The 23,886-nt window shown below is 70.7% G+C and carries 18 protein-coding genes and 1 pseudogene; 11 read left to right on the forward strand and 8 right to left on the reverse strand.

Features of this window, described 5'->3' with window-relative positions; translation table 11 throughout:
- The 7 genes and pseudogenes from C2L59_RS19300 to C2L59_RS19330 all read left to right on the forward strand — a co-directional run.
- Positions 1-1,422: pseudogene (locus C2L59_RS19300) on the forward strand (aldehyde dehydrogenase family protein); the annotation flags it as partial.
- Positions 1,423-1,456: 34 nt separating this feature from the next.
- On the forward strand, positions 1,457-3,025 hold the full coding sequence (locus C2L59_RS19305; RefSeq protein ID WP_103350882.1) for an amino acid permease: 1,569 nt from the start codon (positions 1,457-1,459) through the stop codon (positions 3,023-3,025).
- A gap of 100 nt (positions 3,026-3,125) precedes the next feature.
- Complete coding sequence (gene betA, locus C2L59_RS19310; RefSeq protein WP_103350883.1) at positions 3,126-4,784, forward strand: choline dehydrogenase; 1,659 nt, start codon at positions 3,126-3,128, stop codon at positions 4,782-4,784.
- 182 nt (positions 4,785-4,966) lie between these two features.
- Positions 4,967-5,287, forward strand: coding sequence for a bifunctional 3-phenylpropionate/cinnamic acid dioxygenase ferredoxin subunit (locus tag C2L59_RS19315; RefSeq protein WP_103350884.1), 321 nt, complete (start codon positions 4,967-4,969; stop codon positions 5,285-5,287).
- Entirely contained in the window at positions 5,284-6,432 is a 1,149-nt protein-coding gene (locus tag C2L59_RS19320; RefSeq protein ID WP_103350885.1) for an NAD(P)/FAD-dependent oxidoreductase, read from the forward strand. The genes C2L59_RS19315 and C2L59_RS19320 overlap by 4 nt, the downstream gene beginning before the upstream one ends.
- An 11-nt stretch (positions 6,433-6,443) precedes the next feature.
- Complete coding sequence (locus tag C2L59_RS19325) at positions 6,444-6,941, forward strand: putative immunity protein (protein ID WP_103350886.1); 498 nt, start codon at positions 6,444-6,446, stop codon at positions 6,939-6,941.
- Between the two features lie 54 nt (positions 6,942-6,995).
- A complete protein-coding gene (locus C2L59_RS19330; RefSeq protein ID WP_103350887.1) occupies positions 6,996-8,537 on the forward strand; it encodes a hypothetical protein in 1,542 nt (513 codons plus the stop codon).
- Between the two features lie 5 nt (positions 8,538-8,542).
- Here the strand turns inward: C2L59_RS19330 and C2L59_RS19335 are convergent, their stop codons facing one another.
- The 5 genes from C2L59_RS19335 to pdhA are packed head-to-tail and all read right to left on the reverse strand — an operon-like array spanning position 8,543 to position 13,366.
- Positions 8,543-9,517 carry a hypothetical protein gene (locus tag C2L59_RS19335; protein WP_103350888.1) on the reverse strand — a complete coding sequence of 325 codons (975 nt, stop codon included), beginning with the start codon at positions 9,515-9,517 and terminating at the stop codon, positions 8,543-8,545.
- Positions 9,514-10,062, reverse strand: a complete 549-nt coding sequence (locus C2L59_RS19340) for a hypothetical protein (RefSeq protein WP_103350889.1) — start codon at positions 10,060-10,062, stop codon at positions 9,514-9,516. Before C2L59_RS19340 ends, C2L59_RS19335 begins: the two co-directional genes overlap by 4 nt.
- Positions 10,063-10,117: 55 nt before the next feature.
- Positions 10,118-11,302, reverse strand: a complete 1,185-nt coding sequence (locus tag C2L59_RS19345) for a dihydrolipoamide acetyltransferase family protein (protein ID WP_103350890.1) — start codon at positions 11,300-11,302, stop codon at positions 10,118-10,120.
- Positions 11,295-12,290, reverse strand: a complete 996-nt coding sequence (locus C2L59_RS19350; RefSeq protein ID WP_103350891.1) for an alpha-ketoacid dehydrogenase subunit beta — start codon at positions 12,288-12,290, stop codon at positions 11,295-11,297. The genes C2L59_RS19345 and C2L59_RS19350 overlap by 8 nt, the downstream gene beginning before the upstream one ends.
- On the reverse strand, positions 12,290-13,366 hold the full coding sequence (gene pdhA, locus C2L59_RS19355) for a pyruvate dehydrogenase (acetyl-transferring) E1 component subunit alpha (RefSeq protein WP_199199147.1): 1,077 nt from the start codon (positions 13,364-13,366) through the stop codon (positions 12,290-12,292). Before pdhA ends, C2L59_RS19350 begins: the two co-directional genes overlap by 1 nt.
- Before the next feature lie 194 nt (positions 13,367-13,560).
- On the opposite strand from pdhA, the gene C2L59_RS19360 reads away from it, so the two are divergent.
- The 4 genes from C2L59_RS19360 (at position 13,561) to C2L59_RS19375 (ending at position 19,538) form a co-directional block, all read left to right on the forward strand.
- Positions 13,561-13,977, forward strand: coding sequence for an Lrp/AsnC family transcriptional regulator (locus tag C2L59_RS19360; protein WP_233223578.1), 417 nt, complete (start codon positions 13,561-13,563; stop codon positions 13,975-13,977).
- Between the two features lie 305 nt (positions 13,978-14,282).
- Positions 14,283-16,874, forward strand: coding sequence for an exo 1,3/1,4-beta-D-glucan glucohydrolase (locus C2L59_RS19365; RefSeq protein WP_103350893.1), 2,592 nt, complete (start codon positions 14,283-14,285; stop codon positions 16,872-16,874).
- A 146-nt stretch (positions 16,875-17,020) separates the two neighbouring features.
- The gene (locus C2L59_RS19370) at positions 17,021-17,716 is read left to right on the forward strand and encodes a response regulator transcription factor (RefSeq protein ID WP_103350894.1); all 696 of its coding nucleotides are present in this window, start codon (positions 17,021-17,023) and stop codon (positions 17,714-17,716) included.
- Positions 17,706-19,538 carry a cell wall metabolism sensor histidine kinase WalK gene (locus C2L59_RS19375; protein WP_103350895.1) on the forward strand — a complete coding sequence of 611 codons (1,833 nt, stop codon included), beginning with the start codon at positions 17,706-17,708 and terminating at the stop codon, positions 19,536-19,538. Before C2L59_RS19370 ends, C2L59_RS19375 begins: the two co-directional genes overlap by 11 nt.
- A 40-nt stretch (positions 19,539-19,578) precedes the next feature.
- Here the strand turns inward: C2L59_RS19375 and C2L59_RS19380 are convergent, their stop codons facing one another.
- From C2L59_RS19380 to C2L59_RS19390, 3 genes are all read right to left on the reverse strand, one after another.
- Complete coding sequence (locus C2L59_RS19380) at positions 19,579-20,730, reverse strand: 4-hydroxybenzoate 3-monooxygenase (protein WP_103350896.1); 1,152 nt, start codon at positions 20,728-20,730, stop codon at positions 19,579-19,581.
- A gap of 72 nt (positions 20,731-20,802) precedes the next feature.
- The gene (locus C2L59_RS19385) at positions 20,803-21,555 is read right to left on the reverse strand and encodes an IclR family transcriptional regulator (RefSeq protein WP_103350916.1); all 753 of its coding nucleotides are present in this window, start codon (positions 21,553-21,555) and stop codon (positions 20,803-20,805) included.
- Between the two features lie 47 nt (positions 21,556-21,602).
- Complete coding sequence (locus C2L59_RS19390; RefSeq protein WP_103350897.1) at positions 21,603-23,378, reverse strand: chitinase; 1,776 nt, start codon at positions 23,376-23,378, stop codon at positions 21,603-21,605.
- Between the last annotated feature and the right edge of the window lie 508 nt (positions 23,379-23,886).

A 23,886-nucleotide genomic window follows, 5' to 3' on the forward strand; every position in this document is an offset into this window, starting at 1 on the left:
GGCCGCATGTTCGATGTGCTCAACCCCGCCACCGGCCAGGTCATCGCCACCCTCGCCGAGGCGGGCCACGAAGAGGTCGACGCCGCGGTCGAAGCTGCGCGGAAGGCGTTCGACGCGGGTCCGTGGCGGCGGACGACCGCCGGCGAACGCAGCGCACTGCTGCGCCGGACGGCCGACCTGCTGGTCCGCGACCGCGAGGAACTCGCCCGCACGGAGAGCCTCGACACCGGCAAGACGCTCGGCGAAGGCCGCATCGACATCGACGATGTGACGAACGTCTTCCGCTACTACGCCGACCTCGCGGACAAGGACGCCGGCCGCCTGGTCGACGCGGGCAGCGCGACCGTCGTCAGCCGGATCGTGCACGAACCGGTCGGCGTCTGCGCGCTCATCGCGCCGTGGAACTACCCGCTGCTGCAGATGTCCTGGAAGGTCGCGCCGGCGTTGGCCGCGGGCAACACCGTGGTGCTCAAGCCGAGCGAGGTCACCCCGCTGACCACGATCAAGCTGGTCGCCCTCCTCGAGGAGGCAGGCACGCCACCCGGCGTGGTCAACCTGCTCCTCGGCGACGGCCGGGTCGGCGCGGCGATGGTCGAGCACCCGGGCGTCGACCTCGTCTCCTTCACCGGCGGCTACGCGACCGGCGAGAAGATCATGACGGCCGCCGCGAAGGGCGTCCGGCGGGTCGCGCTCGAACTCGGCGGCAAGAACCCGAACGTGGTGTTCGACGACGCCGGCTACGAAACCGCACTGGACTACGCCCTGCTGGCCGCGTTCGTCCATTCCGGACAGGTCTGCTCGGCGGGTGCCCGGCTGATCGTCCAGGACGGGATCCACGACCGGTTCGTGGCGGACCTCGCCGCGCGTGCCGACCGCATCCGCGTCGGCGACGGCCTGGCCCCTTCGACCGAGACCGGCCCGCTCGTCTCGGCGCAGCACCGCGCCAAGGTCGAGGGGTACATCGAAAGCGCTCTCCAGGAGGGCGCGACGCTCCGGGCCGGCGGCAAGCGCCCCGAGGGACCGGAGTACGAAACCGGTTTCTTCCTGCGTCCCACCGTGTTTTCCGGCTGTACGCGGGACATGGCGATCGTCCGGGAAGAGGTCTTCGGCCCGGTCGTCACCGTGGAACGGTTCGCCGGGGAGGCCGACGCGATCGCGCTGGCCAACGACACCGAGTACGGGCTCGCCGGAGCCGTGTGGACGTCGGACGCGTCCCGCGCCCAGCGCGTCGCCGGGGCCCTGCGCCACGGCACCGTGTGGATCAACGACTACCACCCCTACCTGCCCCAGGCGGAGTGGGGTGGGTTCGGCAGATCGGGCATCGGCCGCGAACTCGGGCCGTCCGGGCTGGCCGAATACCAGGAGAGCAAGCACATCTACCAGAACATCGATCCCGTTCCGCAGCACTGGTTCAAGGGCTGATCCCTCCCCCACCCACCACGTGAGGACGCACGCGATGACCACCCAGGAAAAACCGGCGGGCGGGGGGCCTGCTGCCGACGACTCTTCCGAACTCGAGAAGTTCGGCTACCGCCAGGAACTCGAGCGCTCGCTCGGGTCGTTCTCCAGTTTCGCCGCCGGCTTCAGCTACATCTCCATCCTCACCGGCGTGTTCCAGCTCTTCTTCTTCGGCTTCGGGTCGGGGGGCCCGGCGTTCATCTGGACGTGGCCGCTCGTCTTCCTCGGCCAGCTCGCCGTCGCCCTGTGCTTCGCCGAACTGGCCGGGCAGTTCCCGCTCGCCGGCTCGGTGTACCAGTGGGCCAAGCAGATCGCGAAACCGGCGACGTCGTGGCTGGCCGGCTGGATCATGATCATCGGCGCGATCGTGACGGCGGCGGCCGTCGCGGTGGCCTACCAGATCATCCTGCCGCAGGTGTCGACCGCGTTCCAGCTCGTCGGCAGCGACGACGACGCCGGCCTCACCTCGACGCCCGGCGGCGCCCAGAACGCCATCATCCTGGCCCTGGTGCTGGTCGTGTTCGCCACGATCGTCAACATCATCGGCGTCAAGCTGATGGCGAAGATCAACAACTTCGGCGTCGCGGTCGAGCTCGGCGCGAGCATCCTGCTGGTGATCGCGCTGGCCATCCACATCAAGCGCGGCCCCGGCCTGGTCTTCGACACCGCCGGCACCGGTGAGAGCCAGTCGTTCGGGTACCTCGGGGCGTTCCTGGTGGCGTCGCTGATGAGCGCGTACGTCTTCTACGGCTTCGACACCGCGGGCTCGCTGGCCGAGGAGACCACCCAGCCGCGGCGGCACGCGCCCCGCGCGATCCTGCGCGCCATCACCGCCGCGTTCATCGTGGGCGGCCTGATCATGCTGTTCGGCATGATGGCCGTCGGCGACCTGAGCGCCAAGGAGCTCAGCACGTCCGGCATGCCGTACCTGCTGAAGAGCACCCTCGGCGAGGGGCTCGGCGACGCGTTCCTGATCTGCTCGGCGATCGCCATCACCGTGTGCTGCCTCGCGGTGCAGACCGCGGCGATCCGGATGACGTGGGCGATGGCCCGCGACGGGCGCCTGCCGTTCAGCCGCGCGATGGCGAAGGTGTCGCCGCGGTCGAAGACCCCGGTGCTGCCCGCGCTGCTCACCGGCGGCCTGACGATCGTCGTGCTGCTGATCAACCTCGGCAACCAGCGCGCGTTCTTCATCCTGACCTCGACGGCGATCATCCTGTTCTACATCCCCTACCTGATGGTCACCGGCCCGATGCTGGTGCGCCGCCTGCGCGGGCACTGGCCGCGCCCGGAGCACGGCCCGTACTTCAAGCTGGGCCGCTGGGGCACGCTGGTGAACCTGGTCGCGGTGCTCTACGGCGGCGCCATGACGATCAACCTGATCTGGCCGCGCGCCGAGGTCTACGGCTCCGACCACTGGTACTTCCAGTGGGGCGCGGTGATCGTCACCGGGCTGATCGTGATCATCGGTGCGATCATGCTGTACGTCCGGCGCCGCACCTGGGGTTCGTCCCACACGAGCCCCGAGCACATGCCCGACGCGACCCCGGACACCCTGCCCGGCTGAGAACCTCATTCTGGTCAGGACGGCGCATGAAACGTGACATACCTGCCGGTGGTGACTCTCGCGCCGGCCGACGGCTGAATAAGGTTCTTCAGGAGGCGCCATGAGTACCGAAACCTACGACTTCGTCATCGTCGGTGGTGGCTCGGCGGGCTGCGCGCTGGCGAACCGGCTTTCGGCCGACCCCGCGAACAAGGTCCTCGTCCTGGAGGCCGGCCGGTCGGACTACAAGTGGGACGTGTTCATCCACATGCCGGCCGCGCTGACCTTCCCGATCGGGTCGAAGTTCTACGACTGGGGCTACCGCAGCGAGCCCGAGCCGCACATGAACCGGCGGCGCATCTACCACGCCCGCGGCAAGGTGCTCGGCGGCTCGTCGAGCATCAACGGGATGATCTTCCAGCGCGGCAACCCGATGGACTACGAGCGCTGGGCGAGTGATCCCGGAATGTCCACCTGGGACTACGCGCACTGCCTGCCGTACTTCAACCGGATGGAGAACTGCCTGGCCGATCCGCCGGATGGCCCGTGGCGCGGCCACGACGGCCCCCTCGAACTGGAGCGCGGACCGGCGTCGAACCCGTTGTTCCAGGCGTTCTTCGACGCCGCCGAGGAAGCGGGCTACCCGCGCACCGACGACGTCAACGGCTACCGGCAGGAAGGTTTTGCAGCCTTCGACCGGAACGTCCGGAAAGGACGGAGGCTGTCGGCGGCGGGCGCCTACCTGCACCCGGTGATGGACCGGCCCAACCTCACGGTGAAGACGCGCGCGTTCGTCTCGCAGGTCCTCTTCGACGGCACACGTGCGGTCGGCGTCGAGTACGCACAGGGCCGCGGCGTGCCGGGCGAGGTCTACGGCAAGGAGATCGTCCTCTGCGGCGGCGCGATCAACACCCCGCAGCTGCTGCAGCTGTCCGGCGTCGGGAACGCGGCGGAGCTGGAGAAGCTCGGCATCGACGTCGTGAAGGACCTGCCGGGCGTCGGGGAGAACCTGCAGGATCACCTCGAGGTGTACATCCAGTACGCCTGCAAGCAGCCGGTGTCGATGCAGCCGTCGCTGGCGAAGTGGAAGCGGCCCTACATCGGTGCGCAGTGGCTGTTCCTGCGGTCCGGGCCGGCCGCCACCAACCACTTCGAGGGCGGCGGGTTCGTCCGGTCCAACGACGAGGTGGAGTACCCGAACCTGATGTTCCACTTCCTGCCGGTGGCGATCCGCTACGACGGCTCGGCGCCCACGGAAGGCCACGGCTACCAGGTGCACGTCGGCCCGATGTACGCCGACACGCGCGGCTCGGTGAAGATCACTTCCACCGACCCGCGGCAGCACCCGGCGATCAAGTTCAACTACCTGTCGACGGAGACCGACCGGAAGGAATGGGTCGAAGCCGTGCGGGTGGCGCGGAAGATCCTCAACCAGAGCGCTTTGGAGCCGTACAACGGCGGGGAGATCTCGCCGGGGCCGTCCGTCGAGACCGACGAAGAAATCCTCGACTGGGTCGCCAAGGACGCGGAAACGGCCCTGCACCCGTCGTGCACGACCAAGATGGGCGTGGACGACCTGGCGGTCGTAGACCCGCAGAGCATGCGGGTGCACGGCACCGAGGGCCTGCGCGTGGTCGACGCGTCGGTGATGCCCTACATCACCAACGGCAACATCTACGCCCCGGTGATGATGACCGCCGAGAAGGCCGCCGACCTGATCCTCGGCAACACCCCGCTGGCCCCGCTCAAGCTGCCGTTCTACCGGCACGGGGAGAACTAGCCTCCGGCGTCGCAGCGCCCGTACCGCCATCCTCGGTACGGGCCTTCGGCGTGCCCGGAACACCCGTTATCCGGTAACGAAAACTACCCGGGCGTACCCCTTGACGACGTCCTCCGGGGGATTCAGACTTTGTTGCGGATCACAGTTGATGTTCCCCTATGCGCAACAGTCTCGGAGGACCCATGATGCGCGCGTGCACGGTGGACGAACTGCCCCCCGGTGAGTCGGTACGGCTCCCCGGGCCGCCCGCCATCGCGGTGTTCCACACCCAGGACGGCGAGCTGTACGCCATCGGCGACACGTGCACCCACCAGGACGCCTCCCTGGCCGACGGCTGGCTCGAGGGCTGCTTCGTCGAGTGCCCGCTGCACGCGGCGCTGTTCGACCTGCGCACCGGCATGCCGACCTGCCTGCCGGCGAAGGACCCGGTGCGCACGTACGCCGTGGTCGTCGACGAAGGCGTCATCTACGTCCGGGGCGTGGCCGGCGAGGACGCCGCGTGAAACGCGTCGCGATCGTCGGCGCTTCACTCGCCGGGGTCCGCGCGGCGCAGGAGCTGCGCGCGCAGGGGTACGACGGCGGGATCGTGCTGATCGGCGACGAGCCGCACCTGCCTTACGACCGGCCGCCGCTGTCGAAGGCCTTCCTGGCCGGGACGGCGTCGCGGGAGTCGCTGGAGCTGCTCGACGCCGGCGACCTGGCATCGCTGGCCCTGGACTTCCGGCTCGGCGTGCGGGCGACGGCCTTGGAACCTGCTGCGCGTCGGGTGCTGCTGTCGGACGGCACATCGGTGCACGCGGACGGCGTCGTGATCGCCACCGGCGGCCGGGCGCGCCGGCTGCCGGGCTTCGAGCGCGCTTTCGTGTTGCGGACGCTCGACGACGCGCTGGCCTTGCGCGCGGCTCTGGTGCCCGGCGTGCGGGTGGTGATCGTCGGGGCCGGATTCATCGGCGCCGAGGTGGCCTCGACGTGCCGGTCGTTGGGCCTCGACGTGGTCGTCCTGGAGGCATTGCCCGCGCCGCTCGCGCCCGTGCTGGGCCCGGAGCTGGCCGCCGTCTGCGCCCGGCTGCACGCGGAGCACGGCACGGAGCTGCGCTGCGGGGTGCCGGTGACCGGCCTGGAAGCGGCCGGCGTCCGGCTGGCCGACGGTTCGCTCGTCGCGGCCGACGTGGTCGTGACGGGAGTCGGCATGGCCCCGGCGACCGAGTGGCTGGCGGGCTCGGGGTTGACGGTCGGCAACGGCGTCCACACCGACGCGGGACTGGTCACTTCGCTGCCTCAGGTGGTGGCGGTGGGTGACGTGGCCCGGTACGCGGGACAGCGGCACGAGCACTGGACGAACGCGTCCGAGCAGGCACCGGTCGCGGTGGCCAACCTGCTGGCCGGGCACACCGCGCGGACGTACACACCCAGCGGCTATGTCTGGTCCGACCAGTACTCGGGCACTTTGCAGCTGGCCGGCCACCCCCATCCGGAGGACACGCTTTCGTACGTGGACGGCGCCCCTTCGTCGTCCTCGTTCGTGGCGACGTTCTCCCGGGACGGCGTCACGGTGGGGGTTTTCGCGTGGAACAACGCGAAGCTGTTCAACCGCCTGCGCCGCCAGGCCCTGCACCGCCCGGAGTCTCAACCGGTGGTTCAAGGATAAGCTTCAGGGGCATGGAGCTGAGTCTGGACGAGCTGCGGGCGTTGACGGGCTGGGCCGCGGCCTGCGCGGCGCGGGTGGTGCCCCTGATCCCGGACGACCCCCGCCCGGCGGCAGCGATCGCGGCGGCCCAGGAGTTCGCCACCGGCGCCCCGCGCACGAAGGCGTTGCGCACGGCGGCCTGGGCCGCACTGGCGGCAGCGGGCGGAACGTCCGACGCTGCCGCCTCGGCCGCGGCACGCGCGGCAGTGGGCGCAGCCGGCGCGGCTTACCTGCACCCCCTGGAGTCCCCGCACCAGGTGAAGCACATCGTCGGCCCGGCCCAGCAGGCAGCGTTGGCGCGGGAGCTGGCGGGCGGTTCGGCAGCGGCGGAGATCGAGTGGGCGCTGTCGCAGGCACCACCGGAGGTGAGCGCCCTGCTGCGGAAGTTCCCGCCGGGCAAGCCGGGCAGGACCCGCTTGGGCGAGTTGCACCGCCAACTGGAAGCAGCCTTGCGCGAACAGCATCCGTAACACGGCCGGCAACCGGGACGATTGCCTGAGGTACCCGGCCGCAAGGAGGATTTCGTGCACCTGTGGGCCATGGTGTTCGAAGGCGACTGGACGGTCACCGGCTACGCTGCCTACGGCAATCGCATCGCCTGGCAAATGAGTGAACTACCGCAGTACGCCGACCGGGACGAGCCGGAATATCAACGGCGCTGGCACGAATTGGACCACCGGGTTCTCGCCGGATGCGTTTCCGTCGAGACCACCTCCGCAACGTTCATCGGCGACCTGACCGCAACGATGTATCAAGCCGCCAAGTCCCGCGGCCTGGCCGCGTCCGACGAAGCCGGGCGGGACGAGTTGCCGATCCACTGGGACATCAGCCGGGTTTCCGACGTGTGGCTCGCCAGCTCGGTCACCGACATGCGCTTCGACGCCGATTCCACGGTGGCCGAAGCAGAACTTTCCGATGGTGACCTGGTGGTCCTGTGCGTGAACCGGGAGCCTCCCGGCGCATACATGCTCGGGGCGGCCGGCCACCCGGAAAGGCTGATCCGGAACCTGCAGCTCGTCACGAAGGCTCAGCAGAGCACGGCCGGACCCCGACTATGGGGAGCGCTGCTGTACACCGATGAGGACGTCGCACTGGCCACCTACGTTCGAACTCATTTCGACGAACTGAACGCCCTGTCGGGACCGAAACTGGGCGTCTTCGTGGTTGAGCGCCCGCAGAGCTGGGAAACCGCTAGAAGCTACTGGCGGAAGCACCTGGAACCACCGTTGGTCCGCATGTTCTCGTCGATGCGGTGGCTGTCCTGGAAGCCGTACGACCGCCACCTGTGCTATGAGGTCGCCCGCGAACTGGGAATCCAGCCCGCGCACCTGCCGTGTTTGGCGATTTTCCGCAGCGGAGCTCTTGCGGAAACGCTGGTCTTTCCCATCGAAGCGGTCGATCCCCGCTATCTGCGTAGGCTGTTCGGCGAGATCGAGCGGGCGATCGACCAGGAACCGCGGCGATACGATGTCGAGGCCGCGCTGGAGGATTCGCGACACTACGATGAGCCCCGGCAGGGAAACCCGGCAGAAGTCGCCGACCGGCCGCAAGAACTGCTGGCTGCGATCACCTCGGCGGGGACGGGCGACGATCCGGCGTTCGACCGGGTAGCCGCAGCACATCGCCGGATTCTCGACGAACTGCGTCCGCAGCCCTCGGCTGCCGCGGCGCCGTACGAATTCCACGGTTACAACGTGTTCACCTACCACGGAGGAGCCCGCGTGACGGAGAACTTCACCTTCCACGGCCAGACCACCTTCGTCAACCGCCCGGTCAACACGGTCATCCAGGACTTCCAGCAGACCCACGCACCCGGTCCGGAGCGGGAACAGCTGACCGAACTGCTCCGGCTGGCCCTCACCAGCACCACTCTCTCGGACACGCAGAAGGAGCAGGTCGCTCAGGAGGTTCATCAGGTCACCCGCGAGCTGGCCGCAGCGGACTCCGACAAGGAAGTGGTCAAGTCCAAACTGACCACCATCCAGAACATCGTGTCGAAAGCCGCTGACATCGCGAAACCGGCGATGACCATCACAACGAAGCTGATCGAACTCTTCGCAAGCTGACCCAGCTAGGGCGAGAGGGCGTCGAGGTCGGACTCCAGCCGTGCTCGCCAGGTCCACCGCCGCTCCGTCGTATCCGTGTCCTCCCCCGCCGGCGTTCCCAGTGGCAACGCCAGATCCGTCACCCCGAACGTCACCCGGTACGCCAGCACCGACGCCGCCGTCCGGATCCACACGTCGCCCGAGGTCCCCGAGGGGGGTGCCACGCCCAGCGCGGTGCCGAACCACGTCGGCAGGAGCGCGTTCGACCCCAGTGCGTCCGTGATGCGCGTCCGCAGCCGGACCTGCAGGTCGTGCCACGCTCGCTCGGCTCGCTCCAGCTGGGGTACCACCCGCGTCTCGACCGCGTCCGCCTCGCGCAACGCCAGGCGTGCCTGGTCCGCCGCCGCGGCCGCCGCCGGGATCTCCTCGTCCAGCAGCGTCCGGCGGCGGGTCGACAACGCCCGCAACGACGACTCCGCGTCCCCCCGGGCCCGCGCCCCGCGGTCCGTCGACGCCAGGACGCACACCACCTCCAGCAGGTCGGTGTCGCACCGGGACAGCGCCGACCGCACCGAGTCCAGGTGCGCGATCTCCTCCGCGTACCGCGCGCGCTGCTCCTTCGTCACCAGCTCCTTGTGCAGGTCGTCCCAGCGGGCCGCCTCCGCCGCGAGCGCGCGCGTTTCCGGGGCGACGTCGTCGAGGTTCACCTGGGGGACGCCGTCGGACACGCGGACCGCGCGCTCCAGGACGCCGACCTGCTGCTGCAGCCGCTCCAGCTGCCGGGCGAGCCGGTCGATCCGGTCGTCCTCCCCGTCCGGGGCGCTGCTCTCAAGGCGCTCGGTCAGGTCGGCGACGTCCTGGCCCAGGCGGTCGCCGGCCTCGCGCAGCCCGTCCACCGCCGCGAACAGCTCGTCGAGGTCGCGCCGGGTCGGGTCCGGCGGCTCGAGGTACTCCTGGGAGAACTCCGGGTCGTCGCCGTAGGTCGCGTAGCCGTGGCTCACGGGATCCGGCTTTCCCGCCACAGCAGCGCGATCGTGCCCGCGGCGCCCAGCGCCGTCAGGACCGTGCAGACCACCGTCCCGGACCACGGAACCAGCGCGAGGACCAGCACCAGCGCCGTGACGCTGCCCGCCCACGCCGCCCGCGTCCGCTCGCGGATCACCGCTGGGGCCCGGCGGACCGGGGCGAAGCCGATCCACAGGCCGGCGCCGAACAACGGGACGAGCACGGCCAGCCAACCCGGCGACAGCACGCCGAACAGCACCAGCGCCCCGGCGACTAGCGGCACCAGCACGGGCGCCGCCGCGAACCAGACCACCGCGCGCTGCGTCGCCGCGTGCCGGGACTCGAGCTCGGCGTCCGCGAGCCGGCGGCGGGCCTCGTCGAACGCCAGCTCGGCGTCGAGCAGCCGGTGGGCCGTCGCCACGAGCTCGTCCATCGCCGCGACGTCGCCCGGCGGGGGCGTGAGCCCGTCCCGCAGGTCCTGCTTGAGCCGGGCGACGCGCCCCTCCGCCAGGTCACGGTCGTGCTGGGCCGGAGTCGTCACCCGGCCACTTTAAGTGCCGCCGACGTCGCCACCGGCCAACGCGGCCGGTGAGTCGTCACAGGTCGCCGAGGGCCGTCACCGGCGACTCCACGCAGTCGGCGACGAACCGCAGGAACCCGCCGGCCGTGCCCCCGTCGCAGACGCGGTGGTCGAAGGCCAGCGTCAGTTCGCAGATCTTCCGCGCCACCAGCGCCCCGTCGACCACCCACGGCCGGTCGATGATCCGGCCGATGCCGAGGATCGCCGCCTCGGGGTGGTTGATGATCGCGGCCGAGCCGTCGACGCCGAAGACGCCGTAGTTGTTCACCGTGAAGGTGCCGCCGGTGAGGTCCGCCGGCGCGAGCTTGCCCTCCCGGGCCGTGCGGGCGCGGTCGCCGATCGCCGCCGACAGGTCCCGCGTCGACAGCGATCCGGCGTCCCGCACGACCGGCACCACCAGGCCACGGTCGGTCTGCGCGGCGAACCCGAGGTGAATCCGGTCCAGCAGCACGATCTCGTCGCCTTCGACGCGCGAGTTCAGCTCCGGGTACTTGCGCAGGCCCGCGACGGCGAACCGCGCGATCAGCCCGAGCAGGCTCACCGGCCGGTCCGTCTTGGCGTTCAGCGCGGCCCGCGCGGCGACCAGCCCGGTCGCGTCGACGTCGACCCACACGGTGGCCTCGGGGATCTCGCGCCGGGACGCCGTCAGCTTGTCGGCGACGGCCTTGCGCACCCCGGTCAGCGGGATCCGCCGGCCACCCCCGGCCGGCTTCTTCAGCAGCGCCTCGACGTCGGCGCGGCGGATGATCCCGCCCGGGCCGCTGCCGTCGACCTTCGCCAGGTCGATCCCGTTGTCGGACGCCAGTTTCCGGACGAACGGCGAGATCACGGCGGGTGCGTGCGTCGGCCGGGTGGGCGCGGTGGCGCTCACCGGCCGCCGCGCGCGCTTGCGGCGGGTGGCGGGCGCGGTGCCGTAGCCGATCAGGACGTTGCCGCTGCCGGCCGACGTCGTGACGCCCGGCTCGGCGAACCCGCCGACGCTCAGCAGCGGCGCCCCGACCGGCAGCAGCTGCCCCGGCTCGCCGTGCAGCGCGGACACCACGCCGGCGAACGGCACCGGCACCTCGACCGCCGCCTTCGCCGTCTCCACTTCGACGACGACCTGGTCGACGTCGACGGTGTCGCCGACCTTGACCCGCCAGTCCACGATCGCCGCCTCGGTCAGGCCCTCGCCGAGGTCCGGCAGCAGGAAGTCAGGCACCGGCCACCACCGGCGTGTCGGCCCACTGCAGGCGCGCGATCGTGTCGAGGATCCGGTCGACGTCCGGCAGCTGGTGGCGCTCGAGCTTCGGCGCCGGGTACGGGATGTCGAGCCCGGTGACCCGCAGGACGGGCGCGTGCAGCTGGTGAAAGCACTGCTCGGTGACGCGTGCGACGACCTCGGCGCCGTACCCGCCGAAGCCGGCGGCCTCGTGCACGACGACCGCGCGCCCGGTGCGGCGCACGGACGCCGTCACGGTCTCGTCGTCGAACGGCGCCAGCGAGCGCAGGTCGACGACCTCGACGTCCCAGCCCTCGGCCGTCGCGGCCTCGGCGGTTTCCAGTGCGGTGGCGACCATCGGGCCGTACGCGATGAGCGTGACGTCCTTGCCGTGGCGGCGGACGACGGCCTGGTCCATGGCCGGGCCGCTGCGTGTGAAGGTGACCTCTTCGCTCGACCAGTAGCGGCACTTCGGTTCGAGGAAGATGACCGGGTCGGGCGACTCGATGGCGTCGCGCAGCAGGTCGTAGGCGTCCTGCGCGGTGCCCGGCGTGACGACGCGCAAGCCCGGCGTGTGCGTGTAGTACGCCTCGCTGGAGTCGCAGTGGTGCTCGACGCCGCCGATGCCGCCGGCGTAGGGGATCCGGATGACCATGGGCACCTCCAGCGCGCCCCGGGTGCGGTTGCGCAGCTTGGCGACGTGCGAGGTGATCTGCTCGAACGCGGGGTAGGCGAAGGCGTCGAACTGCATCTCGACGACCGGCCGGAACCCGCCCATCGCCATTCCGACGGCGAACCCGACGATGCCGGATTCGGCCAGCGGCGTGTCGAAGCAGCGCTCCTCGCCGAAGTCGGCGGTGATGCCGTCGGTGACGCGGAAGACGCCGCCGAGCGTGCCGACGTCCTCGCCGAACACGAGGACACGGTCGTCTTCCTTGAGGGCGTCGCGCAGGGCCGCGTTGAGGGCCTGCGCCATGGTGGTCGTCATCAGGCCTCCAGTTCGGCTTCGAGGGTGGCGCGCTGGGCTTGCAGCTGGCGGGTCGGTTCGGCGTAGACGTGGTCGAACAGCGACAGCGGGTCGAGCTCGGGCTCGGCGTTGAGGGTGTCGCGGACGGACCGGGCGAACACCTCGGCGTCGGCCGCGAACGCTTCGATTTCGGTGTCCTGCAGGAGGTTCTCCGTCTTGAGGAAGGTTTCGAGCCGCTTGAGCGGGTCGGCTTCGCGCCACTTCGCGACTTCGCCGGCGTCGCGGTAGCGGGTGGCGTCGTCGGCGTTGGTGTGGGCGTCGATGCGGTAGGTGTGGGCCTCGACGAGGACCGGCCCGTTGCCTTCGCGGGCGTGCTTCACAGCGTCGTCGAGGACGGAGAGGACGGCGACGGCGTCGTTGCCGTCGACCTGCTCCGAGCGCATGCCGTAGCCGATGCCCTTGTACGCGAGCGCGGCGGCGGCGCTCTGCTTCTCGAAGGGCACCGAGATGGCGAAGCGGTTGTTCTGCACGAAGAACACGACGGGCGCCTTGAAGACGGCCGCGAAGTTGAGCGCTTCGTGGAAGTCGCCTTCGCTGGTGGCGCCGTCGCCGATCAGCGCGAGCGCGACGGCGTCTTCGCCGCGACGCTGCATCGCGTGCGCGAGCCCGGCGGCGTGCAGCGTCTGCGTCGCGAGCGGAGTGCACTGCGGCGCTACGCGCGTCTCGGCCGGGTTGTAGCCGCAGTGCGCGTCGCCGCGAAGGAGCGTCAGGACTTCGCCGGGCTTCAGGCCCCGGGCGACGAGGGCGACGGAGTCGCGGTAGGTCGGGAAGAGCCAGTCCTTGCTGCCGAGGGCGAGCGCCGCGGCGACCTGGCAGGCTTCCTGCCCGGCGCTGGAGGGGTAGACGGCGAGGCGGCCCTGCTTGGTGAGCGCGGTCGCCTGCACGTCGAACCGGCGGCCCAGGACCATCAGCCGGTAGGCCTCTTTGAGCCGTTCCCCGCCGGGTTCGCCGTACGCGCCGTGCTCGCCGGCCCGGCTCCCGTCTTCGGCGACGAACCGCACCGGGGTTGCGGACGGCAGCAGGGTCTCCACAACCATGACGCGCACCACCTCTCGCAGACATATGATGCTGAAATGGTGGTTCTCGGCGGTGTTCTGTTCAAGGGTTGGCGGAAATGAGCGACAAACGGCCTCCTGAGGCGGCTTCAGGGGACCAAACGTCCACCGAGACCCTGCCCCACGGGGGGTGGGCGGGACGAACGGTCCCGGCCCTGGACGAGACGGACCGGGCGATGCTGGCGGAGCTGTCGGCGGACGGCCGCCTGGCGGTGCGCGCGTTGGCGGAGCGCCTGCACATCTCACGGACGAACGCGTACGCCCGGTTGGAGCGGCTGATGGCGGAGGGGGTGATCACGGGCTTCGGCGCCCGGATCGACCCGCGCCGCGCGGGCCTGGGCACGTCGGCGTACATCATGGTGACGGTGGAGCAGACGTCCTGGCGCACGATGGCGACGGACCTGCACGAGATCCCGTACGTGGACCACGTGGCGCTGGTGGGCGGCGACTTCGACATCCTGCTGCTGGTCCGCACGCCGGACAACTCGACGCTGCGGGACGTGGTGCTGGAGCGGCTGCAGGCGCTGGAGGGGGTGCGGTCGACGCGGACGTGGTTGATCTTCGAGGAGCTGCCGGGCTCGGTGCTCGGCTGAATTCGTCGAATTCACCTGTGGCGCCGCGGTTCGGTGACCGGGACAGTCCCGGTCGAAGAGGCAACACCCCTGCCCGCAAGGACCTTGCCCGCCCCCGCAGCAAGAGCTAGACAGGACAACACGTCACCCGCTCGCCGGACGACTCTTATTTTATGCCGAGAAATAACTACCTCGAAACCTATTGACGCCGTCCCCGTCGCCCGGTGAGGATCGGCCGGTCCGCCGTTCATCGCAGAATGGACCAGACCATGGCCAGAAGATCCCGCGCGTGGACACGTGCGCGCCGAAGTTCGCTCGTCACGCTGATGAGCCTGAGCCTGCTGGGCGCCGCGGCCCAAGCGACGCCGGCCCAGGCCGACGCGCCGGCTCAGCCCGTCATCGGGCAGCCCGCCAAAGACAAGGACGGCTGCGCCAAGATCGAGAAGAGCCTGCCGACCCTCGCGGACTGGCCGAAGGTCGACAGCCGGCTCAAGGGGAAGGCCGGCGACGAGCAGCGGATCGCCGAAATCCTCAAGGGCATGACGCTCGAGGAAAAAGTCGGGCAGATGACGCAGCCCGAGATCGCCGCCATCACCCCCGACGAGGTCCGCCAGTACGCCATCGGCTCGGTCCTCAACGGCGGCGGCTCGTGGCCCGGCGGCAACAAGCACGCCACCCAGCAGGACTGGCTGAACCTCGCCGACTCCTACTGGAACGCCTCCAAGACCAGCCGCACGAAGATCCCCGTCATCTGGGGCATCGACGCCGTGCACGGCAACAACAACGTCTACGGCGCCACCGTCTTCCCGCACAACATCGGCCTCGGCGCCGCGCACGACCCCTGCCTGGTCCGCGACGTCGCCGGCGCCACCGCCCGGCAGATCCGCGCCACCGGCCAGGACTGGGCCTTCTCGCCCACCCTCGCCGTCGTCCAGGACGACCGCTGGGGCCGCACCTACGAAGGCTTCTCCGAGGACCCGCGCATCACCCGCGCGTACGGCTTCGAAGCCATCAACGGCCTGCAGGACGGCGCCACCAAGCGCATCGGCTACAACGGCGTGATCGCCACTGCCAAGCACTTCATCGGCGACGGCGGCACCCTCAAGGGCCAGGACCAGGGCGTCAACCCGTCCTCCGAGGCCGACATGATCAACATCCACGGCCAGGGCTACTACGGCGCGCTCGCCGCCGGCTCGCAGACCGTGATGGTGTCGTTCAACAGCTGGACCAACGCCGACCTCGGCATCAACGAGGGCAAGCTGCACGGCAGCGACAAGGCGCTGAACCAGATCCTCAAGGGCAAGATGGGCTTCGACGGCCTGGTCGTGTCCGACTGGAACGGCATCGGCCAGGTCACCGGGTGCACGAACTCCTCGTGCCCGCAGGCGATCAACGCCGGTATCGACATCGTGATGGTGCCGAACGACTGGAAGGCGTTCATCACCAACACCGTCGCCCAGGTGCAGGGCGGCCAGATCCCGATGTCCCGCATCGACGACGCCGTCACCCGCATCCTGCGCGTCAAGCTGCGTGACGGCCTGTTCGAGTCGCAGAAGCCGTCCGATCGCTCCTACGCCAACTCCGACGAGGCGCTGAAGGACAACTGGCTGGCCCGCGACGCGGTCCGCGAGTCGCAGACGCTGCTGAAGAACAACGGCAACGTGCTGCCGCTCAAGCCGGCGTCGAAGGTCCTGGTCGTCGGCAAGAGCGCCGACAACATCCAGAACCAGACCGGCGGCTGGACGCTCAGCTGGCAGGGCACCGGCAACACCAACGCCGACTTCCCGAACGCCACTTCGATCCTGACCGGCCTCAAGCAGGACCTGGGCGACGCGAACGTCACGTTCGACGCCACCGGCACCGTCGACCCGAAGGGCTTCGACGCGGTCATCGCGGTCATCGGCGAGACGCCGTACGCCGAGGGTGTGGGCGACCTGACCCGCAAGACCCTCGAGGCGTCGCGGCTCTACCCCGAGGACCTGGCCGTGCTGGACAAGGTCAGCGGCAAGGGCACCCCGGTCGTCACCGTGTACGTCAGCGGCCGGCCGCTGTACGTGAACAAGGAGATCAACCGCTCCGACGCGTTCGTGGCGGCTTGGCTGCCCGGCACCGAGGGCGGCGGCGTGGCGGACATGCTGGTCAAGGGCAAGGACGGGAACGGCTACCAGGGCACGCTGTCGTACTCGTGGCCGAAGAGCGCGTGCCAGTCGCCGCTCAACCCGTGGACCGAGGGCTACGACCCGCTGTTCAAGCTCGGTTACGGCCTGAAGACCGGCCAGCGCACCACGATCGGCCAGCTGGACGAGACGCCGGGCCCGGCGGCCTGCGGCTCGACCGGCGGCGGCGGAACCGCGACCGAGGACCTGTCGATCTTCGACCGCACCGACGTCCCGCCGTACACCAGCCAGATCGGCTCGGCGGAGAACTGGGGCGGCACGGTGATCGGCCCCGACGGCACGGCGTCGCACAGCGAGCTCAACGTCGTCCCGACGGACGTCAACGTCCAGGGCGACGGCCTGAAGGCCACCTGGACGGGCACCGGCGCGGCCCAGCTGTACATGCAGAACACGGCGGGCACGAACGACCTGCGCGGCTACCTCAACGCGGACGCGGCGCTGGAGTTCGACACGATCGTCCAGCAGGCACCGGCCAACCGGACGGTGATCAGCATGCACTGCGTCTACCCGTGCTTCTCCGAGGTGAACGCGACGAAGCTGTTCACGGACCTCGCGGGCGGCGCGAAGACGACGGTGAAGATCCCGGTGTCCTGCTTCAACAACGGGCTGGACTTCGAGCACATCAACACCCCGTTCCTGGTGTACACCGACGGCGCGTTCCAGGCATCGTTCGCGAACGTGCGATGGGTGCCGAAGGGGGCTCAGGATCCTGATGCAAGACCCTGTTCGAGTTTGACCTGACGGCGACCGGGCCGGGAGCGAACTGCTCCCGGCCCGGTTCCTTTCGTCCTCGGGCGCCTGCCCGGCGAAGCCGTGCCGGCCTCCAAGGTATGAAGATCCGGTCAGGATCGGGTGATCACCTCGTCAGGACGCCTACCCTCGACGCCGTGTGCGCACGTGTACTGGTCGCCGAGGACGACGAGAAGCAGGCTGAAGTCCTCCGGCTCTACCTCGAAAGCGAGGGCCACACCGTCGTGCTGGCCCCCGATGGGCGGGCGGCGCTCGACGCGGCCCGCCGGGAGCGGCCCGATCTGCTGGTCCTCGATGTGATGATGCCGAAGGTCGACGGGCTTGACGTCTGCCGCATCCTGCGGGGCGAGTCCGATGTCGCGGTGCTGATGCTCACCGCCCGGGCCACCGAGGACGACCTGCTGCTCGGGCTCGACCTCGGCGCCGACGACTACCTGACCAAGCCCTACAGCCCGCGCGAGCTCATGGCGCGGGTCCGGACGCTGCTCCGGCGGACCGCCGGCCGGCGCGAACCGCCCGACACCGCCCTGCGCGCGGGCGGGCTGCGGCTGGACCCGGTGCGGCACGAGGTGTCCGTCGACGGCCGGCCGGTGGAGACGACGCCGGGTGAGTTCCAGCTGCTGGAGACCCTCATCCGGCAGCCCGGCCGGGTGTTCACCCGACGGCAGCTGCTGGAGCTGACCCGCGGCGACGACCGGTTCGTCAGCACCCGGATCATCGACGTCCACGTGCTCAACCTGCGCAAGAAGCTCGAACCGGACCCGCAGAAGCCCGTCTACCTGCGGACCGTCTTCGGCGTCGGCTACAAGCTGACGGCGGAAGATGACGCCTAGCTTCCCGCGGCGGCGCAGCCTCGTCGTCCGGCTCACCGCCGTCTCCCTGCTCATCGCGCTCGCCTCCATCGCGGCGACCGCGTGGCTCGCCGTGCAGACCACCACCCGCGCGATCCAGCAGGAGCAGGGCCAGGCGCTCTCCGGCGACGCCACCATCTACACCGAGCTGCTCGGCTTCGCCGCGGTGAACCACACGTGGGGCCAGGTCGGCCCCCGGCTGCGGACGCTGTCGGAGCAGACCGGCCGCCGGATCGTGCTGACCACGCTCGACCGCCGCGTCCTCGGCGACTCCGGCGGCGCGCCGGTCACCCTGCCGGTCAAGGCGACCGCGTCGGTCGACCCGCTGCACGTCGACCCGGTGCTGCTGCCCGAGGCCGGGACGAGCGGCATCGACCCGCGCGCGGCCGGCCCGTTCAAGCTGCCGCCGGCCGAACGCGGACAACTCACCGCCCTGGCCACGAGGACGGCCGCGTGCCTCGCCTCGGTCGGCCTGCCCAGCCAGGTGCGCGACTCGCCGAGCGGGCGGCCGCAGCTGGCCGGGCTGGACCCGCTGTCCGCCCGCTACTTCGCGAGCAAGTGCAGGCTCTACGAGCTGGCCGAAGCGACCCCGACCGAGGCGGCCGCGCTCATCAGCCTGAACGACGCCGTCAACCGCTGCCTGCAGAGCCAGGGCGCCGAGACCGTGAAAATCGGCCTCGACCTGGCGGTTTTCGGCGTTGCCGACCAGCGGCCCACCCAGGGCTGCCTGGACGCGGGCCGCCGCGAGCAGCTCACGCCGTACGTCGCGCCGCCCGCGTTGCTCTTCACGCTCGGCCCGGGCGGCTCGCAGCTGCCGACGTTCACGCTGTCCCGGGAGAACCTGACCCGGATCCTCGCGGTGACCGGCGGGGTGCTGGTTCTCGCCGTCGCGCTGACCTCGCTGGTCGCGACCCGGCTCTCCCGGCCGCTGCGCGCGCTGACCGAGGCGGCGAAGCAGGACCGGCCGGCGCCGGTGAAGTCCCGCGACGAGGTCGGCTACCTCGCCGCCGCGTTCAACGACCTCACCGCGCGCCGCGAACGCATCGAGGAGCAGCGCAAGGCGATGGTCAGCGACATCGCCCACGAGCTGCGCAACCCGCTCAACGTCATCCGCGGCCGGCTGGAGGCCGCCGAAGACGGGCACCTGCCGTTCGACCGGGCCCTGACCGCGTCCCTGCTCGAGGAAACCGTGCTGCTGCAGCACATCGTCGACGACCTGCAGGACCTCGCCGCCGCCGACGCCGGGCAGCTGCGGCTGCACCCCGAACCGCTCGACGCGGCCGAGCTGGCCCACCACGTCGCCGCGGCGCACGCCGACCGGGCCGCCGCGGCCGGCGTCACGCTCACCGTCGCGGCCGACGGCGAGACCGCGCTGACGGCCGACCCCGTCCGGCTCCGGCAGGTCGTGGGCAACCTGGTCACGAACGCGATCCGGCACACACCGGTGGGCGGGCGGGTGACCATCCACACCTCGTCCACTGTGGACGCGGTGACGCTCGCCGTGGCGGACACCGGAACCGGCATCGCCGCCGAGGACCTGCCGCACGTGTTCGACCGGTTCTGGCGGGCCGAGAAGTCCCGCAACCGCCAGACCGGCGGCAGCGGGCTCGGCCTCGCCATCGTGCGCCACCTGGTCGCGGCGCACGGCGGCACGGTCACCGTCGAGTCCGAAGTGGACGCCGGCTCGACGTTCACCGTCCGGCTGCCGAAGCCGGATCGCGGTGAGGGTGCCGGGGTGCGGGACGCGCAGCCGCCGGATGCCGTCGCGGAGGACGCCCCAGCCGATGGGTCACCCGGCGGCTGATGCCCGCCGGATCACGCGTGATGCCCCTTCCGTCACACGGTCACAGGGGAAGGCCGGCGTAGTTCTCGGCCAGCTCGGTCTTCGCCGGGAGGGACGTGACCGTGCGGCGGAGCTGGGCGAGCTGGAGCTGGGCGTCGAAGTCGTCGCCGTGGCGGTGCAGCATCGACGTCATCCACCACGAGAAGTGCGTGCAGCGCCAGACCCGCCGCAACGCCGTCTCCGAGTACGCGTCGGCGAGTTCGTCGTTGCCGCGGAAGGACTCCGTCAACGCCGTCGCCAGCAGGGCGACGTCCGCGACCGCCAGGTTCAGCCCCTTCGCCCCGGTCGGCGGCACGATGTGCGCGGCGTCCCCGGCCAGGTACAGGTTCCCGTGCCGCATCGGCGTCGACACGAAACTCCGCATCGGCAGCACGCTCTTCTCGGTGATCGGCCCCGTTTCCAGCGTCCACCCGGGAACGCCGAGCCGCTCGGACAACGCCGTCCAGATCCGGTCGTCGCTCCAGCGTGCGATGTCCTCGTCCGGCGCCACCTGCAGGTAGAACCGGCTGACCCGCGGCGAGCGCATGCTGTGCATCGCGAACCCGTCCGGGTGCCAGGCGTAGATCAGCTCGTCGGTCGACGGCGCGACGTCGGCCAGCACCCCCAGCCACGCGAACGGGTACGTCCGCTCCCACACCTGCGGCGCCGGGATCGACGCCCGGCTCGGCCCGTGGAACCCGTCGCAGCCGACGACGACGTCCGCGTCGACCTTCCGGGCGACCCCGTCGGCGTCCACAAAGGTCACCGACGGCTTCCCGGTGACGTCGTGCAGGGTGACGTCGGCGGCCGAGTAGTACGCCGGGCGGCCCGCCTTTTCCCGCGCCGCCATCAGGTCCTTGGTGACCTCGGTCTGGCCGTAGACGGTCACCGACCGGCCGATCAGGCCGGCGAAGTCGACGTGGTGCCGGTGCCCCGGCCACTGCAGGTGGATCCCGCGGTGCTCCATGCCCTCGGCGTCGAGCCGGGCGCCGACGCCGACGTCCCGCAGCAGCCCGACCGTGCCCGCCTCGAGGATGCCGGCGCGGATGCGCGCCTGGACGTACTCCGCGGTCTGCCGCTCGAGCAGCACCGAGTCGATGCCCTCGAGCCCGAGCAGGTGGGACAGCAGCAGCCCGGCCGGGCCGGCGCCGACGATGACGACCTGGGTGCGCACTGGAGAACGTCCTTTCCGCGACAGAGCCCGAGCATGGACGGCCACCCCCGCCCGTCACCACAATGTTCTCATTCAGTGAGAGGAATTCCCCATTGCCCGCGAAATCCCGCGCGCCGCGGCCCGCAACGCGGGGATCTGCATCCGCGCGTTCCGGTCGTTCGGCACGATCACCGACAGCGCCGCGACGACGTCGCCGCCCGGCCCCCGCAGCGGCACGGCGATGCCCGTGGTCTCCTCGTCGATGAACCCCGCGCAGAGCGCGTACCCGGTGCGCCGGACGTCGGCGAGGAACCGCCGCAGCCGCGCCGGCTCGGTCAGCGTCGTGCGGCGGAACGGCTCGAGCGGGCCCGCCAGCACCCGTTCCTGCAGGTCGGCGGCGGCGTGCGCGAGCAGCACGAGCCCGGACGACGACGCGTGCAGCGGCAGCCGCCCGGCCACCCGCGTCACGTTGACGACCGCTCCGGGCGCCGACAGCCGCTCGACGAACAGCACCTCGCGGTCCTCCAGCACCGCGAGCTGGGTGTGGTGCCCGACGACGGCGTGCAGGTCTTCCATGAACGGCAGCGCGGCCTCGCGCAGCCCGAGCGTCGGCGACGCGCGCGACGCGAGTTCCCAGAGCCGGACCCCCACCCGGATCCGCCGGTCGGGGTCGCGCCGCAGCCAGCCGTGCCCGACCAGCTCCTCGACCAGCCGCGATGCCGTCGCGACGTGCAGGTCCGCCCGCCGCGCGATGTCGGTGACGCGCAGCGCCGGCGTGTCCGGCCCGAACGTCTCGAAGATGCGGACGACCCGCGAGAGCACGGACTCGCCCAGCGCCGGTTTCACCACGTCAGCAGTGTGCCCCACCCCGGCGGCGGGGCACACCGCCGACGTCACGGCAGCGCGTTCAGGAACGGTTCGTGGCTGTTCTGGAACTCCCAGTTATAGTACTTGTCCCAGTTGATCGACCAGGTCATCAGCCCGCGCAGGCTCGGCGAGGTGCCCCCGCGCAGCGTGTACGAGCCACAGCCCGTGCCCTTGACCAGGCAGTTCACCGCCGTCTGCACCTCGGACGGCGAGGTGTAGCCGTTGCCGGCGCTGACCGCGGCGGGCAGGCCGACGGCGATCTGGTCCGGGCGCAGGCCGGGGAAGAACTGGCCGGTGTTGGCCACGCTGAAGCCGGCCTTGAGCATGTCGGTCATCGCGATGTGGAACTCGGCGCCGCCCATGTTGTGGTACTGGTTGTCGAGCCCCATGACGGGCCCGGAGTTGTAGTCCTGGACGTGCAGCACGGTGAGCGAGTCCCGCAGGGCGTGGATGACGGGCAGGTAGGCCCCGGTCCGCGCGTCCCCGGCGCTGGTCCCGCCGTAGAACTGGTAGCCGACCTGCACGAAGAACGTCTCCGGCGCCATGGTGAGCACGAACCCGGAGCCGTACTTGGCCTTGAGCGACTTGAGCGCGGAGATCAGGTTGACGATGACGGGCGTGGTCGGGTTCCGGAAGTCGGTGTCACCGGCGTTGAGCGACAGCGAGTGCCCCTCGAAGTCGACGTCGAGCCCGTTGAGGCCGTACTTGTCGATGATGGCGGAGACGGAGCTGACGAACTTGTCCCGCGCGGCGGTGGTGGTCAGCTGGACCTGGCCGTTCTGCCCGCCGATGGAGATGAGCACCTTCTTGCCCTGCGCCTGCTTCGCCTTGATGGCGGCGATGAAGTCGGCGTCACTCTCGACGTTCGGGCATTCGGTGACGGGGCACCGGGTGAAGCGGATGTCCCCGGAGGTGACGGAGGTGGGTTCCCCGAAGGCGAGATCGATGATGTCCCAGGCGGCGGGCACGTCGGCCATCCGGACGTAGCCGGAGCCGTTGGCGAAACTGGCGTGCAGGTACCCGATGAGGGCGTGCTTGGGCAGGCCGGTATCGACGCAGCCACTGGTGCTCCCGGTGACGGTCCCGCTCTTCGGCGACTCACCGGCGGAGTTGTAGGCGGCGACGGCGTAGCTGTGGGTGGTGCAGGCGGTGAGGCCGCCGATGGTGGCCGTGGTCCCGGTGGTCGTGGCGACGACGGTGCTGCCTTCGTAGACGCGGTACCCGGTGACGGTCCCGGCGCCGGCGCCGGGGCCCCAGCTCAGGGCGATGGAGCTGGTCGTGGCCGCGGTGATCTGCGGGGTGCCGGGAGCGGTGGGCGTCCCGGGGGTGCCGCCACCGGCCCCGTCGAAGACGACGTCGTCGGCGTAGTAGGTACCGGCCCCGTACCAGCCGTGGAGGTAGAGCTGGGCGGAGGTCTGGGTAGCGCCGGCGGTGAAGGTGAGGTGCAACTGGTTGTAGGCGCCGGAATCGCCGGACCAGGTCAAGGGCCCGCCGGTGACCCCGAGGTAGACGGGATTGCCCCGCACCCAGGCGGAGACGGAGTAGGTGGAGCCGGGCTGAACGGAAACGCTCTGCGAACACTGAGCGTAGTCAGCACCGACGGGCGTACCGGCGAGGGCATAGCCACCACCGTGCACAGGGGTGGCGGCAACGGCGGCATTGGCACAGGTCCAGCCGGACAGCGACCCGGCTTCGAAGCCGGGGTTGGCCAGAAGGTTGGCGGCACCGGCGGGAGCAACGGCAAGGCCGGAGAGCGCCAGCACGAACGCGGCGAGGATGGCAGACAGTCGGAAACGCCTCATCGGGTCCTCCAGTCAGGGGAGGTTCCTATTGTCTAGACCAATATGTAAATTGTCCAGACCAAAAGGAGGGTTGCGCGGCGGTGCAGCCGGCGGCGACTCGAGGTGCAAGGCCGCCGCAGCGTGAGCGCCGGAGGCGGCGAACCCGCCGCGCGAACCTGCCGCAGCCCGAGCGCCGAATGTGGCGAACCCGCAGCGCAAGCCCGCCGCGCGCGAACCTGCCGCAGCCCGAGTGCCGAAGGCGCCGAAGCCCGCACCCCAGCCCCGAACCCAGCCGCACCCCGCAGCCCAACCCGCCACCAGCCCCACCCTCCGGCCACACTCCCCCGCCGGCCCGATACGCAGCCGCATCAGCGGCCGTCACGCCGGGTCAAGGCACGCTTTCCCGCCTTGACGCGGCGTGACGGCCGTTGAACAATCCGGCGTCCGGGCCGGCGGTGAAAACCATCCGCCCGGCAACCCCCCGATCAACCACCCGAACACTGCACCACCCCCACGGCACCCGCCCGGC

Source organism: Amycolatopsis sp. CA-128772 (assembly GCF_002904295.1).
Taxonomy (GTDB): domain Bacteria; phylum Actinomycetota; class Actinomycetes; order Mycobacteriales; family Pseudonocardiaceae; genus Amycolatopsis.

Coding starts and splice junctions, on each gene's coding strand:
- C2L59_RS19305 (WP_103350882.1), top strand. CDS start 1,457: ATGACCACCCAGGAAAAACCGGCGGGCGGGGGGCCTGCTGCCGACGAC.
- betA (WP_103350883.1), top strand. CDS start 3,126: ATGAGTACCGAAACCTACGACTTCGTCATCGTCGGTGGTGGCTCGGCG.
- C2L59_RS19350 (WP_103350891.1), bottom strand. CDS start 12,290: ATGACGACCACCATGGCGCAGGCCCTCAACGCGGCCCTGCGCGACGCC.
- pdhA (WP_199199147.1), bottom strand. CDS start 13,366: ATGGTTGTGGAGACCCTGCTGCCGTCCGCAACCCCGGTGCGGTTCGTC.
- C2L59_RS19360 (WP_233223578.1), top strand. CDS start 13,561: ATGCTGGCGGAGCTGTCGGCGGACGGCCGCCTGGCGGTGCGCGCGTTG.
- C2L59_RS19375 (WP_103350895.1), top strand. CDS start 17,706: ATGACGCCTAGCTTCCCGCGGCGGCGCAGCCTCGTCGTCCGGCTCACC.
- C2L59_RS19390 (WP_103350897.1), bottom strand. CDS start 23,378: ATGAGGCGTTTCCGACTGTCTGCCATCCTCGCCGCGTTCGTGCTGGCG.
- C2L59_RS19315 (WP_103350884.1), top strand. CDS start 4,967: ATGATGCGCGCGTGCACGGTGGACGAACTGCCCCCCGGTGAGTCGGTA.
- C2L59_RS19365 (WP_103350893.1), top strand. CDS start 14,283: ATGAGCCTGAGCCTGCTGGGCGCCGCGGCCCAAGCGACGCCGGCCCAG.
- C2L59_RS19325 (WP_103350886.1), top strand. CDS start 6,444: ATGGAGCTGAGTCTGGACGAGCTGCGGGCGTTGACGGGCTGGGCCGCG.